This window comes from Pseudoflavonifractor sp., from assembly GCF_050943825.1.
Classification (GTDB): Bacteria; Bacillota; Clostridia; order Oscillospirales; family Oscillospiraceae; genus Pseudoflavonifractor.
Genome location: NZ_JBMNPX010000003.1, coordinates 138,277 through 152,555, shown reverse-complemented (window position 1 = coordinate 152,555; position 14,279 = coordinate 138,277). Strand labels below are relative to the sequence as shown.

Below are 14,279 nucleotides of genomic sequence, written 5' to 3'. Positions count from 1 at the left end.
ACTTTGGGCAAAAGAGCGCCGCAGCAGGCCTCCGGCGCCCCGCGTGAGGTGTCAAGCATGACCAAAATACTTTTTGTATGTCACGGCAATATCTGCCGTTCCCCCATGGCGGAATTTCTCTTCCGCCATATGGCAGAGGAGCAGGGGAGAGGGTCGGAATTTTTCGTGGCCTCCGCCGCCACCAGCCGGGAGGAGATAGGCAACGGCGTCCACCCCGGCACCCGGCGGGTGCTCGCCCGGTACGGCATCGACCCGGCGGGCAAGCGGGCCGTCCAGCTCACCGCCCGGGACTACGGCAAATACGACCTGCTGCTGGGGATGGACAGCGCCAATGTGCGCAACATGCTGCGCATTCTGGGGGGCGACCCGGAGGGCAAGGTGTGCCGCCTGCTGGACCTGACCGATCATCCCCGGGACATTGCCGACCCCTGGTACACCGGCAACTTTGACGTGACCAGGGACGACATTCTGGAGGGCTGCACTGCCCTTCTGGCCCGGTACACCGGATAATCATTCCCTTTCCTCCGGCCCTTTGGGGCCGGAGGAAACTTTTTTATACGGTTTTTCTGCCGTTTCCGCAGGCGTGTATTTTTTCTTCCGCTTTCGATTTATTTTTCCTTGTGTTTACATATTTGGTTGCGCCGTACTTTTTCCGGTGCTAAAATGTGATAAATCATCCTGTGTGTGGGATTTACTGCAAAGGAGTTGGTTTTATGGCAAATTTCTGCAGAAATTGCGGGCGGCCCCTGGAAAACGGCCGCTGCCCTGTCTGCGACGGACCGGCAGAGGACCATTTCACGCCCCCTGCTGCTCCCGCGTCCGGCGGAGCCGCCTTTTTCTCCGAGCTGTCGGGCGAGCTGAAGGCCCTCTTCTCCTCCGGGGACCCCTTCCGCATCGCTCCGGCGGCGGGCTTTGCCCTGCTGGCCCTGGTCTGTCTGCTGCGGGCTTTCTTCTCCCTGGCTGACGGCATCTCCTACGGCCTGTATCTGGCCCTCTCCTGGCTGGATCTGATCGGCTGCATCGCCGTGGGTCTGACCGCTGTCGGGCTGGTGAAAAAGGGCACGGCGGCGGGCTGCGGACTGCTGGCCGGCTGCGTGTCCGCCCTGCTGGGGCTTACCGGCGTGCTCAATGTGCTGGGCGTGCTGGTACAGCACTACTTCCCCTTCAGCTACCTGCGGCCCTGTCTGTTTCTCCTGATGCTGGGCCTGGGTCTGGCGGTCAGGGACAACCTGCTCCGCCTGTTCTGCCTGGGCGGCGCCGGTGCGCTGGCTCTCATTATGCTGGTGGAGACCTTCACCGGCCTGCCCTTCCTGCCCCAGCTGGCCCTGTGCTGGTGCTGTCTGTGCGCCGCCCTGGCCGTGGTAAAAAAACAGATCCAGGTGTGACAATCTCATCCGGCCAACGTTATCTCTTGTATAAAAAGAAAAGGGAGGATTCTTACTATGGCTTTTTGTGAAGAATGCGGCAGCCGCATCCCTGACGGCGCTGCCAAGTGCCCCGCCTGCGGCGCGTCTGTGTCCGCCGCCCAGCCCCAGGCCCCCGTCCACGACCAGCAGTCCAACAGCTATGCCCGCCAGAGCGCCCCGTCCTACCGTCCCGCCCCGGGCGGCCGGGTGGACAACCTGGTGCTGGCCGAGAACGAGAAAATCGTGCGGCAGTACCAGTGCAGCAACGTCAAGCAGCCCCGCTGTGTGGGCTACCTGACCGTCACCAACAAGCGCGTCCTCTTCCAGGGCAAGGCGGCCACCAGCCGCATCGCCAAGGAGGTTGTGCTGGACTCTGTCTCCGGCCTGGACTGCTACTACGGCCTGAATGTCAACAGCCTCACCCTCCTTCTGGGCATCATCCTGTTCCTGGGCAGCCTGTTCATGATCGCAGGCGACGGTGATATGATGCCCGTGGGCCTGCTGGGCATCCTCCTGGGCGTGGTCCTGATCGCCCTCTCCTTCCAGAAGAGCTTCTTCCTGTCCATCTTCTCCTCCAAGGCCAACGGCTCGCCCATCAGCATCGGCGCGGGCGCCCGCTCCCTGGCCGGCAACGGCGCCCTCTACTCCCTGGTCAGCGCCCCCACCGCCGACACCGACCGCATGCTCAACGAGCTGGGCGCCCTGGTGCAGGACCTCCAGACCCTGGGCGACCACGCCATCGAGAAGTGGAGCAAGTAACCGCTCCCCAGCCCCTTCCGCTCCGGCCTGACGGGCGGCCGCGCAGTGCCGCGGCCGCCCGCTTTGTTATATATCCAGATTTTTTAACAGGAGGTAATCATTATGCTGCTCTCTTCCCTTGCCGCCCAGCTGATCACCCGTGAGTTGGCCGCCCCCGCCCAGGGCTGGGCCTGGGCCTGGCGCATCCAGAACGAATACCCCGCCCCCCTCCGCGAGGCCGCTGAGGCCTGGGTGGAGAACCGTCCCCTGCCCAATCCCCAGGGGGGCGGCTGCTCTCTGGAGGAGGTCATGGAGGCCACCGGCGCCACCGCCCCCCAGGCCCTGGAGCTGCTCTATGTGCTGGAGCGCAGCCCCTCCGACGGGCTGACCCTGCTGGCCCGCTGCACCCGCCGGGACCGCCTCCGCTGACGGAGGTGTGCCATGGGATGGTTTTCCAATCTCTTCCGCCGGGAACAGACCCAGGCGGAACAGGCCCAGGCAGACCAATACCAGCAGCTCTTCTCCTCCTTTGACCGCGCCAGCATGCTTAACGCCACCCCGGAGCAGCTCTCCGCCAACCGGGCCCAGCTCCACGACCTCTTTTCCTCCAGGACCTGGAATTCCCTGGACTACGACACCAAATGCCAGGCGGTCCAGGCTCTGGAGAACGACTTTGCCTATCAGCAGGGCCGTCCGGCCAAGACCGTGGAGGTCACCTCCCTGCGGGACGGCTGCTTCGGCGGCTGGAATGCGGGACGGGACACCATCCGCCTCAATGAAAACCTGCTGAAAAGCGGTACCCTGTCCAGCAATCCCAATGCCCAACCCATGCCCGACGCCAACATGCAGATTTTCGACACCGTAGCCCACGAGGGCTACCACGCTTATCAGAGCTATGCCCTGGAGCATCCGGAGGTCCACGCCGACAAGACCCAACTGCGGGAGTGGGCCCTCAACGAGGGCAAGTACTACGGCAACGGGGACAAATATCTCATCCAGCCCCAGGAGCGGGACGCCTGGCAGTACGGGTACAGCTCCACTACCCAGGCCTTCCAGGGCATTGAGGCCCGTAACGGCCCCGAGCCGGAGCTGCCCAAGGCCGAGTATGAAAACAACGCGCTGGCCAGCTCTTACAATGCCGCCCTGGCCCGGGAGCAGCGCCGGGACCCCCAGGTGCTCCAGACCATGGAGAAGGAGATGGAGACCGCCTGCCAGCAGCAGGGCATAAAGTATGACTTCACCGGCCAGAGCCAGACCGCCGCCAACGCCCCCCAGCCCCAGGCACAGGGCGTCCAGCAGGGTCAGGCCCCGCCTGATATGGCGCAGGCGGCAGCCGTCCAGGCTGCGCAGGCTCCGGACGGACAGCTGAGGCAGGATGCCCAGCAGGAACAGACTCAGGCCGAAAACCAGGAGCAAGCTCAGGGCGAAAACCAGGAGCAGGCTCAGGACGAAAACCAGGAGCAGGCTCAGGACGAGAGCCAGGAGCAGGCCCAGGATGAAAACCAGGAGCAGGCTCAGGGCGAAAACCAGGAGCAGGCTCAGGACGAGAGCCAGGAGCAGGCCCAGGATGAAAACCAGGAGCAGGCTCAGGACGAGAACCAGGAGCAAGTTCAGGGCGAGAGCCAGGAGCAGGCTCAGGACGAGAGCCAAGAGCAGGCTCAGGGCGAGAGCCAGGAGCAGGCTCAGGACGAGAGCCAGGAGCAGGCTCAGGGCGAGAGCCAGGAGCAGGCTCAGAACGAAAACCAGGAGCAGGCTCAGGACGAAAACCAGGAGCAGGCTCAGGGCGAAAACCAGGAGCAGGCTCAGGACGAAAACCAGGAGCAAGTTCAGGGCGAGAGCCAGGAACAGACTCAGAGGGAAAGCCAGGAGCAAGCCCAGAGCGAAAGCCAGGAGCAAGTTCAGGGCGAAAACCAGGAGCAAGTTCAGGGCGAGAGCCAAGAACAGACTCAGGCCGAGGAACAAGAGCAAGCTCCCCAGGAGGAACAGTCCCAGACCGACGACCTCTCCATGGACCAGGCCGCCGAGCAGACGCCCCAAGAGGAGCAGGCCCAGACCGATGACCTCTCCATGGACCAGGCTGCTGAGCAGACGCCCCAAGAGGAGCAGGCTCAGACCGATGACCTCTCCATGGACCAGGCTGCTGAGCAGACGCCCCAGGAGGAGCAGGCTCAGAGCGACGACCTCTCCATGGACCAGGCCGCCGGGGAGGATGTCTCCGCCGACCAGGGTCAGGACAGCTCCGCCGGAGAGGAGCAGAGCTCCGGCGAGGAGGAGGACCAGTCCCAGGGGTACTCCTATTAATTTTTCATCAGAAGGAGGTTTTTGGTCATGCAGACCTATTCTCAGGAGGTATTCTCCGGCAACCGGCTGTTTGATACCTGCCAGTACCAGGAGAAGGACCCCCACTTCTTTCTCATGGGCCACAACGCCCTGGGAGAGCCCATGCGCATCCCGGTGGGGGAGCAGATGCTCTCCCGGCACCTGCTGCTGCTGGGCGGCATCGGCACGGGCAAATCCAACGCCTTCAACTTCCTCATCCGCAATGTACGCAGCAGCCTGACCGACCGGGACGTGGTCATCATCTTCGACACCAAGGGCGACTTCTACCGGGAGTTCTACCAGCCCGGGGACGTGGTCATCAGCAACGACAGCCGGGCCGACGGCGGCAGCGGTCCCGACTACTGGAACCTGTTCGGTGAGGTGACCATTGACGACCGTGTGGAGGAGAACATTCTGGAGATTGCCAAGAGCTTCTTCTCCGAAAAGCTGGCCCACACCACCCAGCCCTTTTTTCCCAACGCAGCCAAGGACCTGTTCTCCGCCCTGCTGCTCCACATGGTCCGGTCCGACCAGTTCGCCTCCTCCCGCAATAACCAGGCACTCCGCTCCCTGTTTGACACCTTCTCCGTGCCCGCCATGAAGCGCATCCTCCAGTCCCACCAGGACCTGAAGGCCATGACCTCCTACATCGAGGACGAGAAGTCGGGCCAGACCCTGGGCGTGGTGGCCGAGCTGCAGCAGATGGTGCGCGAGATTTTTGTGGGCAACTTCCGCAAAAAGGGCGGCCTGTCCATGCGGCAGCTGGTGCGGCAGAAGGGCGGCCGGGTCATCTTCGTGGAGTACGACCTGGGCATCGGCGCCATGCTGACGCCGGTATACCGGCTGCTCATCGACCTGGCGGTGAAGGAGGCCCTGTGCCGCACCTCCAACGAGGGCAGCGTCTACTTCTTCATCGACGAGTTTCGCCTCCTGCCCCACCTGGAGCACATTGACGATGGCGTCAACTTCGGGCGCAGCCTGGGCGCCAAATTCTTTGTGGGCATCCAGAACATCGACCAGATCGCCGCCGCCTACGGCCAGAACCTGGCCCGCAGCATCCTCTCCGGCTTCGGCACCACCCTGGCCTTCCGGGTCAACGACGCCGGCTCCCGAGAGTACATCAAGGGCCTGTTCGGCCGGAACATCAAGCTCCAGACCTACCTCTCCGCCATCCAGAACCGGGGCGTGTCCGAGCAGATCCGGGAGGGCTTTGTGGTGGAGGACGAGGACATCACCAACCTGCCCGTGGGCCAGGCCATCATCGGCGCGCCGGGCTGCCAGCCCTTCCGCTTCCAGTTCAAGCGGTACGGATAATATCAGCCCCTTTTACAAACCAGCGGCCCCCGCACCGGTCAGACCGGTGCGGGGGCCGCGCTGTTGTTCTGCCGGGGGTTACTCCCCCAGAATCTCTTTGTCGTACGCCTCCCGGACCTTCCCCAGGAGTACAATGAGGTGCACCAGGATGTAGCCCCGCTCCCAGTCAGGGAGGGCCACCACGGACTGCTGTATCTCGTCGGCCACAAAGCAGGCGTTGTCATAGTCGGCTTCATCCTGAATCTCGTCCTGAATCACCTCGTCTACCGGGTCAATCCGCTCGTCGGTCTCCAGCCGGTGGAGGGCCATGCAGAAGTGGGTGAAAAAGGCTCCGGCATTCTCCTCGGTGAGGGTAATGCCGTACCGCTTGGAGAAAAACTCCCGCAGGAGGGCGGCATCCTTTGCGTGCTGGTCGGACAGCATGCCGGCCTGGTGCAGAATCTGAAGGCGCTGATCCAAAGCATCCATAGAAACGGGCTCCTTATTTCAGAATTTCCCCCAGGAAGCTCTTCCCGTTTTCCGGCGCCGGGGCGTGGAAATAGTCGGCTACGGTGGCGCCCACGTCGGAGAGGGTACCGCGGACAGGGAAGGGGCCGGGGCGGACCTGTCCGCCCCGCACCATGAGAGGCACATACTCCCGGGTGTGGTGGGGATGGCCGATGGTGGGGTCGTTGCCGTGGTCAGCCATGACCACCAGAATGTCCTCCGGCGCCAGAGCCTCCAGAATGGGTGTCAGGCCTGCGTCGGCCTCCCGCAGGATGCGGACGTATTCGCCCACATTCTCCCGGTGGCCGCACAGGTCGGTCTCCTGCACATTGGTGCAGATAAAGGCGTTGGGGTTGTCCCGGATGAGCTGCAGGGTCTTTTCCATCACCTCGGGGGTGGGCACGATGGAAAAGCTGTGTCCGGGCTGGGGGTTCTCCACAATGTCGGCCACCTTGCCCACCAGGAACACGTCGGTGCCGTTTTGGGGCAGGATGGTGGCCACCTGGGTGGCGGGGTCCACACCGTAGCCCATGTGGACGCAGTGGTAGTCGTCGTTGTAGACGCCGGAGGCGGGGGCGTTGACGCCGATGAGCCCGGCCTCCGGGTTCTCCTCAATGGCGGCGAGCAGGTTGGGCAGGTGTACCCCCCGGCCGCCGAAGGTGATGACCCGGGAGACAAAGACCTGTCCCCGGACCACCCGTCCGATCTTCAGCACATCCTCAAAAGGGATGTCGTCAATGGCGGCGGTCACGTTCACCGCCTGGCCGGGGTCGCACTCAATGTTGTCGGCCACGGTCACCGCGCCGTTGACCACCAGGAGCCGTCCGCCCTGGGGTCCGGTGTGGACCTGAACCTGGAACCCGGCCTCCTCCAGGGCGGCCTTTGCGGCCTCCAGGCGGATGGCGAAGGGCTCCTCTCTGGGCTTGCGGGGGCGGGTACCCATAATCTCCTGGTGTCCCCAGAAGGTGTCCGCCCCAAAGTGGGTGAGGGCGGCACGGGACCAGGTGGCGGCGGGGCTTTTGTGCATGGTGTCCGTCTCAAAGTCCGCAATGTTCATCAGTCCCAGCGCCTCCAGGTTGGGCAGGCGCAGGCCGGGGGTTGCCTGGGCGATGTGCTTCCAGGTGTGGGCCCCCATATCCGCCGGACGGACCTGGGGTACATCCTCCATGCAGCCAGCCCCAAAGCCGTCCAGAACAATGACAATAAATCTTCCCATAGCTTGGTTACACCTTTCTGTTGCCCAGCGCGTCGTAGACAGCGGTAATTCTGGGCGTGCCGGTGGAGAGGCCCTCCACAAGGGCCATATCGCTGCGGGTAACAAAGATCTGGGTGCGGAAGGACATTACCACCGCATCGCCTACCCGGCAGGGGCGCTCCAGGGTAAAGTGGTAGTCAATACTGTCCATGGTGGGGGCCTCCACCCCCATCAGCTCGGCCTGCTCTCCGGAGCGGCCCACCAGGGCGCCCGACATGTGGCCCCGGCGGTAGTGGCCGCCGCCGTAGCAGTAGCCCTTGCCGTCAAAGTTGTGGGACACCTCGGACAGGTAGACCAGGGCCAGCTGCTCCCCGGAGTGGGTGAGATGCCAGGGGGTGGTGCCGGTCAGGCCGTGACCCGGCTCGGCGTGGGTGCCGCCGGCGGCCGCCACCATGGGGATGGAGCGGGCGCAGGAGGTGGAGGGCACGTTCACCTGCTCAATGGGGAAGCCCATGCCCCGCAGCAGCTCCGCCGCCTTGACGACGGTGCCGGCGTTGGGGGTGGGGGCAATGTCCTGCGCGGCCTCGTCATAGAGGAAGCAGGGGAAGGCGCACACACCCGCCAGGCGGATGTTGGGCAGCTTGGCCAGCTCCTCCGCGGCGGCGGCCAGGTCCTCCAGGGGGAAGCCCGCCAGCTGGCCGGAGTAGAGCATATCCTCCTTGCCCACCACACGGAGCATGACATCCTGCACCATGCCCCGCTCTGCTGCCAGGGCGGAGATGGTCCGGGCCTTGTCCACGGAGTAGATGGTGATGATCTGGGGCCGGGCGTCCAGCAGGGTGGGGAGGGCGCCGTCGGGAATCTGGACCAGATGGCCGATATTGCCCAGAGGGATGCCGTGCTGCTTGTAGCACAGGGCCTCCCGGGCCTCCACGGCCACCGCGCCGGAGAAGCCCAGGTCGGTCAGCCTGCGGGCCACCTCCGGATTGCTCCCCAGCTGTTTGAGCATAAAGTAGAGGGACACGCCGTTTTTGCCCGCCGCGTCCAGCATCATCCGGGCGTTAGCGGTGAGGGCGTCCATGTCCAGCAGATAGGTGTTGGGCAGCAGCTCACCCCGGCGGTGGGCAGAGAAGGCGAAATCCACCAGGGGCCGGTTGTTTTCCAGAGCCTTTTGGAGAAACATCCGTTAATCCTCCTTCCCGACCTGTGCCAGCGCCTCCCTCAGGATGCGGATGACAGTGTCCGCGCCGCTGCGCAGGGGGTTGATGCGGATCATACGGTGCTCCAGAGTGGGGTCCTGGGCCCGGAAGGTGCCGCTGACGCGGTAAATCATGGGTGCGAACTCATAGATGGACTCGCAGCCCACGGGGTGGGAGGCGGCGCCCAGGCTGGGGGTCACCTTCAGCACCTGGGCGGCGCAGTCGGTGTCGAACTCCACCAGCAGCACCTTGCTCTGGGCGTTGGCCAGGAAGGCCCGCTTGACGCCGGGCACCTCGCCGGCGTTGAGCCGGACCACCAGCTCCTCATTGACTTCGGACTGGACGGCCAGGGCCACGGGGGCGTAGATGAGGCCCCGCAGCACCGCCATGGCCTGATAGCCCTGGATCTGGCTGCCGCCGGAGTACTGGCATTTCTCCACCCGGTCCACATACTTCTTTTTGCCGATGACCACGCCCACGCCCTCGGGACCCAGGGTCTTGAAGCAGGAGAAGGAGGCCAGATCGGCGCCTGCCTGGCAGCCAATCTTCTTCACCTTCAGGGCGGCGTAGTTGTCGTCGGTGACCACGGGCACGTCGGGCAGGAGGGACTTAATCTGGGTGATGACGGTCTCCAGGTCATAGCGGTCGTCAATTTTCTGCCGGGTGTGCTGCACCAGCACGCCCTTGATCTCGTCCTTATGGGCGGCAATGACGGCGGCAATGGAGGCCGGGTCGTTGTAGTCGGCGCGGATGGACCGCAGGCTCATGCTCTCCACCGACGCCTGGGTGGTGGGGTAGATGGGCGCCTCGTGGACCAGGATGGCGTCCCCGGGCTTTACGGTGGACATGAGGGCCCAGCGGAGGGCGCCGGTGCCCGAGCCCCAGACCAGCTGGGCACGCTCGGCGCCGAAGACCTCGGCAATGACCTCCTCCACCTTCTTTGTGGTGGTGGGCTTGTTGAGTCCGGGCACCACGCCCAGGTCGCCCAGGGAGAGAACCTCCCGGCCGTCAAAGTGGCGGGTGATAACATCTATAATTTTAAATTGAAGGGCCTTCGCCTCCTCCAGGGAAATGGAGTGGAGGGGATAAGTCGTGACTTCCATAGGCAACTCCTTATGATAATGTCTGCTGAATAAACCGCAAATCGGTTTATTCGCGCGGCGGCAGCCGCGCGATTTCATAAAAACGGCGCAAAGGAGCCGCTTTTATGAAATTCAGCCATTGCCGCAATGCGTAGTCCGCTGGTGCATTGAAATGCATCAGCGGAAGGTGCAGGGGGTGGACCATTTGGTCCAATCCCCTGCACCAGAACAAGGCCATTTGGCCTTGTTCGGTACGCATTATGATATGGCGTAGATACGGCGGGGATTCTCCACCAGCAGGGCATCAAGCCAGGTCTGGCGGAACCCACGGGCCAGGAGGGCAGGTACAAAATTGGTGAGCAGATAGTCGTAGCCCAGCTGCTTCACGTTGGAGACGCGGGTCAGATCCATGGACAGAACAATCTGGGACTGGTAGCCCCGCTCACACAGGGCGGTCAGCCAGTCCATGCGGCCCTGGTCGGGCTGGTAGTTGTTCTTGCCCACCGTGTCAAAGGCGATGTTGACCCCGCTGTCCAGCAGGCGGAGCATGTAGTCCACATCCCCCGAGAGGTCGATGTGGCTCAGCACCACTCTGGACAGGTCCACGCCGTAGGCGCGGAAAATCTCCAGCTGCTCCAGGCCCAGGGTACCCAGCGTGGTGTGGGTGCAGATGGGCGCGCCCGTCTCCCGGTGGGCCATGGACGCGGCCTCAAAGATCTGGCGCTCTATGGGGGCAATCTGCCCCTTGCCGGTGCCGATCTCACCGATGAGTCCCGCCTTCAGCGACGTACCCTCCATACCCTGGGTCAGCTCTTTCACAAACAGGGCGGCCATATCCTCCCTGGACATGGAGTAGCACTCCTTCGGGAGGAAGGGCTCCTTATAATAGCCCGTGCTGTGGATGACCCGCAGGCCCGCCTCGTCGGCCACGCCCTGGGTATAGTCAGGATTGCGGCCCATGCCGCGGCAGGTCTGGTCTACCACAGCCGCCGCGCCTGCGGCGGCCAGCCGCTTCATCTCGCCCAGCACCAGGTCCCGGTCGTCCATTCGGCAGTCGGCGTCGCCCTTCACGCCGGACAGATCGATGGTCAGATGCTCGTGGGCATAGATCGTATTCTTCAAGCAGATCACCTCAGAATCCGCACAGCCAGACCCTGGACGCAGCATCCCCGCCGCCGGAGTGCCTGCTCAGTAGTTGGGGTACCGCTCGTGAGCCACCACCTGGCGCTGCTGCTCCAGAATGGTGTCCACGTCCAGATACTCGTCCAGCACCGCGCGGATGGCGGGGCGCTGGGAGCTCACCACCAGCACGGCGGTGTTCTCGTCGTTGTTGACGAAGTCCAGCCGCCGGTAGTTCAGGTTGGGGCGGTGCTCCAGCACGGTGTCCAGGTTCCACACCGCCGCGTCAATCTCGCCCTGCTCCAAAAGGTTGAAAATCTGGCTGTAATTGATGTGCACCCGTTGGACGGGGGTGTCCCCCACCAGGGTGTCGGTCAGTTCAATGTGGTCCAGGGAGGTGTCGTCCACGCCCACCCGCATGCCGGGGGTGATCTCCGTGGCGTCCTTGTCCCGGAAAATCAGGCTCTGGCCCTTCAGATAGCTCTCAGGGCCGAAGTCCCGCAGGAGTTCTATCTCCATGCCCTGCTCCAGGGCCTTTTTGGCCGACAGGCGGGAGGTGACGGCAAAGTCGTACCGCCCGGCAATCACGGCCTGGATACGCTTTTCCGAGCCGCGCATGTACGCGATGTCCACAGACATGCTGCTGCGCTCGGTGATGGTGTTGAACAGCCCCGTGGCCAGTCCCTCGTAACACTTTGTATAGGGAAGGGGCATAATGCCGGACACATAGCGCACGCCCAGGCACTCCAGGAGCAGTTCCGTCTTTTTCATGGTCAGGATGGTACCCATGTGCCCGTGCTTTTCCAGGGACACGGCCCCCATCTTCTCCAGCGCCGCCATGGCGTTCTGGAGGGTTCCCCGGGAAAACTCCCGGCCCTCGGCAAACTGAGAAAAGGTGGGAATCCGTTCTCCGACCTCAATTTCCAGCAGGCCGCCTGCCAAAAAGGACACCGCCTGGCCGGATTTTTTCATCAGCAGGTCCCTGACCTGCGTGCTTTCTGTCCGTTTCATTGCATTTCCCCCTAACTGGGGCTCTGCCGCACTTTCCCCTCCCGGCCTGGGGCCGGTCATGTATGGAGAAAGCAGCTTTCCGCGCTGTCCCCACGATCGCCCTTTTTCAGGCGGTTAAAGTGCTTTTTTTGATAAGAGCCCACACCGAGATTAACACCGGTGTGGACTCTTGTCAAATATTAGCTAATTACGCAGCCACCGGGAAAAGTCCGATTACATGGAGAATATTTACGATGATGCCCAGCAGGATGGCGCCGATGGGGCCGATGGCCATGGTGGGCACGGGCTTCTTGGCGGACTGGTTGAGGAAGTACAGGCCGAAGATCCAGATGTAGCCCAGGGAGGGAGCGATGGCGTTGGCCGCCAGGCAGCCGCCCAGCAGGAGGGCCAGATCCAGGACCTTGCTCATGGCGGTACGGGTGTTGTCGCCCATCTCCTTCATGCCGGGGAACTTGTCCAGGCCCTTGGCGATGAAGCCCAGGAGGAGAACCTCGATGACCATGATGAGGGCGCCCACCACAAAGGAGCCCACCAGGCCCACAATGCCCATATTGATGAAGAGGATGGCGGGCACGTGCAGGGCCTTGGTACCGGCGGGGCTGTACACGCCGGAGATAATGGCGGTGGTCATGACCAGGGGGATGAAGCCCAGGCAGCGGCCCAGGGACACAATGGCAGCCTCGCTGTAATTACCCTGAGCGGTGAGGGTCAGGGAAGCGGGGCCCTCAGCGATGAGCATCAGGGTGGTGGCCAGGGCCACGATGCCGCCGGCCAGGGCCAGGAAAATGATGTTCTTCTGAATCTTCTTGATGTTGTCGCCGAAAGCGGAGAAGGCGGCAGCGGCGCTGCCCTCCACCTTCTTGCTGTGCATCATGGCGCAGACAACCATGGCGAGGATGGAGAACAGCAGGGCCATGCCGTCGGCGTTCAGGGTGACGGTCACATCACCAATGGTAAAGGTGCCGAAGACCACGGTGATCTGCTTGACCAGCATGGTCAGGGCAAAGACCACGATACCGGTCCAGAAGCCGGACTGATAGGCCACGGCCATGGCGGGGAACACACAGAAGGTGACGATGATCAGGTCGCCCACGGTGGACAGGTTGCCCAGGAAGTCGATGGGCATGAGGGCGAAGATATTGATGATGCCCTGCATGCCGAACATGAGGATGACACCGAACACGGCGCCCACCAGAGCGGAGACCCACTTATAGACGCCCTTGTCGGAGAAGGCCGCGCCGATGATGTCGCAGGCCAGCATGATGGTGTGCACGATGATGATGCCGCCGGCAATGGACGTGGGCAGGCCGAAGCCGATGACCAGTCCGAAGGAAAGGGCAAAGCTGGTGGCAAAGAGGCTCTTGCGGTCCATGGTGCCGTTGAAGTACTGGGGGTACACAGGCCGCATACCGTCGTTGAAGACGGCGATGTTCTGGTTGGCCAGATAGGCACACACAGCGCCCAACAAGGCCATGACGGTAATCGTCAGCGCATTAATTTCAAATACCATGACGTTCTCTCCTTATCACGATCACACATTTGCTTCTCTTTCTGCTTCTCTTACACACTGCGCGAGGGGATTCAGGAATTCGCTTTGAGAATGGCGTCCATGAGGACGGGCAGCTGGCGCTCCACGTTGCCAACCACCATTCCGAAGGCGCGCTTGCCCTCCTGGACCTGGGCACGGATCTCCTCTTCGGTCATGACCTTGCCCGGCGTGCTGATGGAGACGCACAGCTTGGGACCAAGCAGCCCCACGGCCAGGCCCAGTGCGCCGCCGGCTCCTGTGTTGCAGGCGCCCACATAGTACTGCGCCTGTCCGGTCTGGATGGCCAGAGCTCCGTCCAGGTCACTCTTCACGGAGACGGTGACCTTTCCCTGCCCCAGCTGCTCCACCTGTTTGGCAATGGACTGCTTGTCCATCTGCCCGCCCACTACGATGGAAATCATGTTGTGGACCTCCTTGTCACATTCTGAATATACAATATTTTGTACATTCGATGACTATATTGTACGCCATAATATCAGAAAAGTCAACCCGCCCTCTCATTTTTTTGTTCAAAGTGACAGCAGGTGCGAATTGTGTGTAAAAATTTTATAAAATTCTAGTCTATTGAGGAATTTTTACGTAATTTTGTCTCAACTTATTCTTTTTTGCCATGTCGCTTCCAAAATTTTCTGCACTTCTATTTTTTAATTTTTATTCGAGCTTTCAATTTATATAAAATTCGGTTTTATCTTGCTTGACTTTTTTACATTTAGAGCATACAATATGGTTATCCCTCCGAGAGTACAAAAAATTGTATTTTCAATCCAGAATAACGCTCACTTTCCCAGGGCCGCAGCTTGATTTCCCAGAAAGACAGACGGAAGGAGGCATACATGGATTTAAATGCGACCCCGGGCTGAC

The 14,279-nt window shown here is 62.2% G+C and carries 15 protein-coding genes; 6 read left to right on the top strand and 9 right to left on the bottom strand.

Features of this window, described 5'->3' with window-relative positions; genetic code table 11:
* Nucleotides 1–57: 57 nt before the first annotated feature.
* The 6 genes from ACOX7T_RS04690 (at nt 58) to ACOX7T_RS04665 (ending at nt 5,777) form a co-directional block, all read left to right on the top strand.
* Nucleotides 58–510: a low molecular weight protein-tyrosine-phosphatase gene (locus ACOX7T_RS04690; RefSeq protein WP_433440364.1), complete on the top strand. Its 453-nt coding sequence runs from the start codon at nt 58–60 to the stop codon at nt 508–510.
* Nucleotides 511–713: 203 nt separating this feature from the next.
* Complete coding sequence (locus tag ACOX7T_RS04685; protein ID WP_433440362.1) at nt 714–1,385, top strand: hypothetical protein; 672 nt, start codon at nt 714–716, stop codon at nt 1,383–1,385.
* Between the two features lie 57 nt (nt 1,386–1,442).
* The gene (locus tag ACOX7T_RS04680) at nt 1,443–2,165 is read left to right on the top strand and encodes a zinc-ribbon domain-containing protein (protein ID WP_433440360.1); all 723 of its coding nucleotides are present in this window, start codon (nt 1,443–1,445) and stop codon (nt 2,163–2,165) included.
* Between the two features lie 102 nt (nt 2,166–2,267).
* Complete coding sequence (locus ACOX7T_RS04675) at nt 2,268–2,573, top strand: hypothetical protein (protein ID WP_433440358.1); 306 nt, start codon at nt 2,268–2,270, stop codon at nt 2,571–2,573.
* 12 nt (nt 2,574–2,585) lie between these two features.
* Nucleotides 2,586–4,445, top strand: a complete 1,860-nt coding sequence (locus ACOX7T_RS04670) for a hypothetical protein (RefSeq protein ID WP_433440356.1) — start codon at nt 2,586–2,588, stop codon at nt 4,443–4,445.
* 27 nt (nt 4,446–4,472) lie between these two features.
* Entirely contained in the window at nt 4,473–5,777 is a 1,305-nt protein-coding gene (locus ACOX7T_RS04665) for a type IV secretory system conjugative DNA transfer family protein (protein ID WP_433440354.1), read from the top strand.
* Between the two features lie 78 nt (nt 5,778–5,855).
* On the opposite strand, the gene ACOX7T_RS04660 is transcribed toward ACOX7T_RS04665, so the two are convergent.
* From ACOX7T_RS04660 to ACOX7T_RS04620, 9 genes are all read right to left on the bottom strand, one after another.
* Nucleotides 5,856–6,245: a PRD domain-containing protein gene (locus tag ACOX7T_RS04660; protein WP_433440352.1), complete on the bottom strand. Its 390-nt coding sequence runs from the start codon at nt 6,243–6,245 to the stop codon at nt 5,856–5,858.
* A 13-nt stretch (nt 6,246–6,258) separates the two neighbouring features.
* Nucleotides 6,259–7,479: a phosphopentomutase gene (locus tag ACOX7T_RS04655; protein WP_433440350.1), complete on the bottom strand. Its 1,221-nt coding sequence runs from the start codon at nt 7,477–7,479 to the stop codon at nt 6,259–6,261.
* A 7-nt stretch (nt 7,480–7,486) separates the two neighbouring features.
* Entirely contained in the window at nt 7,487–8,641 is a 1,155-nt protein-coding gene (locus ACOX7T_RS04650) for an alanine racemase (protein ID WP_433440348.1), read from the bottom strand.
* Nucleotides 8,642–8,644: 3 nt separating this feature from the next.
* Nucleotides 8,645–9,760, bottom strand: a complete 1,116-nt coding sequence (locus ACOX7T_RS04645; protein ID WP_433440346.1) for an aminotransferase class V-fold PLP-dependent enzyme — start codon at nt 9,758–9,760, stop codon at nt 8,645–8,647.
* 46 nt (nt 9,761–9,806) lie between these two features.
* On the bottom strand, nt 9,807–9,944 hold the full coding sequence (locus tag ACOX7T_RS04640) for a hypothetical protein (protein WP_433440344.1): 138 nt from the start codon (nt 9,942–9,944) through the stop codon (nt 9,807–9,809).
* Nucleotides 9,945–9,997: 53 nt separating this feature from the next.
* Nucleotides 9,998–10,861 carry a phosphotriesterase family protein gene (locus tag ACOX7T_RS04635; RefSeq protein WP_433440342.1) on the bottom strand — a complete coding sequence of 288 codons (864 nt, stop codon included), beginning with the start codon at nt 10,859–10,861 and terminating at the stop codon, nt 9,998–10,000.
* A gap of 66 nt (nt 10,862–10,927) precedes the next feature.
* Nucleotides 10,928–11,869 (bottom strand): GntR family transcriptional regulator YhfZ, encoded by a 942-nt coding sequence (gene yhfZ, locus ACOX7T_RS04630; protein WP_433440340.1) that lies wholly within the window; start codon nt 11,867–11,869, stop codon nt 10,928–10,930.
* A gap of 187 nt (nt 11,870–12,056) precedes the next feature.
* Nucleotides 12,057–13,379, bottom strand: a complete 1,323-nt coding sequence (locus ACOX7T_RS04625) for a YhfT family protein (RefSeq protein WP_433440338.1) — start codon at nt 13,377–13,379, stop codon at nt 12,057–12,059.
* A gap of 71 nt (nt 13,380–13,450) precedes the next feature.
* Nucleotides 13,451–13,819, bottom strand: coding sequence for a DUF2620 domain-containing protein (locus ACOX7T_RS04620; protein ID WP_433440336.1), 369 nt, complete (start codon nt 13,817–13,819; stop codon nt 13,451–13,453).
* Nucleotides 13,820–14,279: the final 460 nt, after the last annotated feature.